The organism is Infirmifilum sp. (genome assembly GCF_049970975.1).
GTDB classification, from domain to species: Archaea; Thermoproteota; Thermoprotei; order Thermofilales; family Thermofilaceae; genus Thermofilum; species Thermofilum uzonense.
This window is the reverse complement of sequence record NZ_JBMFLX010000142.1, coordinates 1-3,114: the sequence shown is the minus strand read 5'-3', so window position 1 is coordinate 3,114 and position 3,114 is coordinate 1. Positions and strand designations below refer to the sequence as shown.

At 46.6% G+C, this 3,114-nt stretch carries 3 protein-coding genes; all 3 read left to right on the top strand.

Annotated features, from left to right (window positions below; translation table 11 throughout):
• Positions 1-187: 187 nt before the first annotated feature.
• The 3 genes from ACP5KC_RS09670 to ACP5KC_RS09660 all read left to right on the top strand — a co-directional run bounded on the left by ACP5KC_RS09670 (position 188) and on the right by ACP5KC_RS09660 (position 3,064).
• Positions 188-391, top strand: coding sequence for a hypothetical protein (locus tag ACP5KC_RS09670; protein WP_428287427.1), 204 nt, complete (start codon positions 188-190; stop codon positions 389-391).
• Positions 392-1,156: 765 nt separating this feature from the next.
• Positions 1,157-1,852, top strand: coding sequence for an A/G-specific adenine glycosylase (locus tag ACP5KC_RS09665; protein ID WP_428287426.1), 696 nt, complete (start codon positions 1,157-1,159; stop codon positions 1,850-1,852).
• A gap of 213 nt (positions 1,853-2,065) precedes the next feature.
• On the top strand, positions 2,066-3,064 hold the full coding sequence (locus ACP5KC_RS09660; RefSeq protein ID WP_428287425.1) for a hypothetical protein: 999 nt from the start codon (positions 2,066-2,068) through the stop codon (positions 3,062-3,064).
• Positions 3,065-3,114: the final 50 nt, after the last annotated feature.

Here is a 3,114-nt window from a genome sequence, read left to right as displayed (position 1 = left end):
GTCTGATGAGAAGTGACGAGGGGCACATCCAATATAGAAAGGACATACTATCGCTCTCTCCGCGAGATCAAACTCTAAACATCAATGATTTCTTAACTGGAGAGCTCGGAAGAAGGATAGTTAGCATAAATGCTTTTATCGAGGGGAGGAGGCAGCATCTCTGGCACTGAGGAACCTAGCCTCTAGGTTGCTGAATGTTGCCAACAGGATAGCACCACAAATACCACAAGCACCACAACAGGAAAGGATAGAGCTTTCACAGCAGGATTATAATGCAATAATGTTATACTACGGGAAGAGGGTGAAGTGTCCGGAAGCCGTGAGAAAAATGGCAAAGGAGCTGTTCGAGAGGATATTCTCAAAAGGAGAGAAGATCCTTGTGGTAAAATAACATCCCTCTCCTCCTCTTTTTTCCCAGGTTGATGAAACAGCTGGATCGAGTGAAGCCAACCCTCTTCCTTTCAACCTAAGATATTGTTTTACCACATCTAGGACAGACCGCGCGCCCCCTACTCAGGGAGGTAGAGCTGGTCCTAACAGCGAAGCTCATAGGATTACCTCGCTTGTAGCGTTTAAACTAGATCTGCCAGACTAGATATCTCCGGGATATCTAGCAGATATCGACTCCGTTGGCCAGCCTGTCGGGCTCCCTTAGAAGAACCTTAGAAGGAAAAATGCTTGCCTGGATTCTTGCATTGTCTAAGCATGATGCAAGCATAACTACGTCTTCCTTATCACCTCACATATGTGTCACTAACTTGTCTCACAAACCTCTAAAGTTGTCTCACGACCTCAAGCCTTAGGTTACCTAGGTTGCCAAGGAGGGGGCGAGGAGGTGTTTTACGTGGTGATGGGCTACGAATCACCATCTTAATGAAGGAATGAGGGAGACGGACAGGTAGCTAGTGTGTAGGGCGTTACCCCAATCCCTGGGGAGAGGATCTGAAAACGGCTAAAAATTGCTTAAGAAGCCGATACACCCACCGCATCAACGCTACACAAACATTTTTTATTGAATCCCATGTAAACTTATTTACTTGGATACAGAAATTTACTTTAGACCAGAAAATGTTTACATGCTAGCATATATTTTGCTGGAAATATGAGAAATGGAATTGAAAGCAGAGCCGAAATGATGGTGGACCGGTGAATATCCTTGGGGCTTGAAATTGGCAGAGCAGAGTTCTTCCAGAGGGGCATCATAGAATGGTACAGAGTTAATGGTGACAAGGGGCTCCCGTGGAGGAACACCAGGGATCCCTGGGCTGTTCTTGTTGCAGCATTCATGCTGAGAAAGACCACAACAAGGCAGGTTCTGCGTGTTTACAAGCTGTTTCTTGAGAAGTACCCGTCTCCAGAGAAGCTTGTGGGCGAAAGGACTGAAGACGTCGAGAGCATTCTGCGCCCTTTAGGCATAGAGCGCCAGAGAGCTGTTCAAATTAAAAGGGTTGCTGAGCACATTGTAGGGAGGTGGGGCGGGAGGATACCTTGCGACAGACAGCTTCTCAAGGAGCTCCCCGGTGTGGGAGACTACATCGCCTCTGAGGAGCTCCTAGTTGCGTGCGGTCAGCCCCAGCCTCTTCTCGACAGAAACATGGTAAGAATGCTTGAGAGGTTCTTTGGCGTTAAATCGAGTAGAAAAAGGCCACACATGGATCCAAGCTTCTGGAAGCTCGCGAGGAGAATACTGCCTAGAGATCCCGAGCTGGCGAAAGAGTTCAACTACGGTGTGCTGGACTTTGCAAGGAGCATCTGCACTGCTTCACGCCCGAAGTGCGAAGTCTGTGTGCTCAGAGGCTTATGTAAGTTCGCTATGGAAAAGAAGTCAAACACCCTGCGGAGAGACGGGTAAAGATGAGTTATCCGCGTGAGTAGTGTGAGGGGATGTTTCGAGAAGTCGCTTCGTGGCTTTCATGAAGAAAGTAAGCGTTGTCGGAGGAAAAGTTCTTCAAGCGCGCTTCGAGTCTCAGAACTCCACCGGTTCGATAAACATTTAAACGCGTAAGACACTCAGTTCACAGTCAGTGCTTGCTAACTTAAAAAATTGTCACAGAGGTGCTCAATTATGGGTTCAGTATCCGTAGGAGAGGACGTATACGTCTCGAGAGACGATTATTTAGAGATTCTGGGCTTCACAATATATGTTTATTTGACTGGAAGGATCGAAAAGTACAGCGGAATAATGAGAGGCAAAAGGGCACTCGGCGAATTCATAGAGAACTTCATATATGGTAAAATTGCAGAGGTGGCGTTCAGGGAGTTTCTGAGAAATAAGTGCGGTCTAGAGGTTCTTACAGACATTGATGTAGCAGACTTTATTTTTGGAGAATATCTCCCCGACATTATAGCGATAAAGAGAAACAACGATTATGAAACAGCAAACTTCTGGATAGAAGTCAAAGAAGTGAGAAGAGATCAGCGCTGGCTACTGGTACCAGCTTCGGCTATTCGAGCTAGACCCTACGACGCATACGTTGCGGTATGGGTGGGTCTTCCGGACGAGCACTTAGCCTGGATAATTAGAAACGTGCCTGAGGCAGAAGCAAAAATGAGTGAGGATTGGAGAAAATGGTTAGCAGAAGTAGAAAATGCTGTCACGAACATCCCGTGCAAGATTATAGGCTATGTTACATGGAATGATGTAAAACTAGTAAAGCGCGCGGAACAGGGGGATCGAAGCACTGAAAAAGAGCTCAACGGAAAGTACGGCTCTAAGGGGTGGCACTATTTCAGAGGGAGCGAAAAGCTGTTTGATCCTGATGATAGATCGTGGAGCGGAACAGAAGTACGTGAAAACATAGGTTTCGTCCTCAGAAGAATGTGGAAGGTTGCAGACTGGAACGAGCTTTACCAGCTTATCCTACAAAACAGCAGGCTTGTTGAGGAGCAGATAGGTACTAAAGGGAAACTGCCCCAGATATGCAAACACCTAACTGATCGAGATTATCGTGAAAATTCTTTTAAGTGCCTGAATCATCAATTGAGCCTTATAAGGGAAAAGAAGGGCACAATAAAGAGAACCAAGAGCTGGTTTGAGTACCCGCTATTCCAGGGTCTTAAGTAGGTGCATTACTGCTTGAGCTATCCTCTTAGCTACTAGAGGCGGGACGGCCT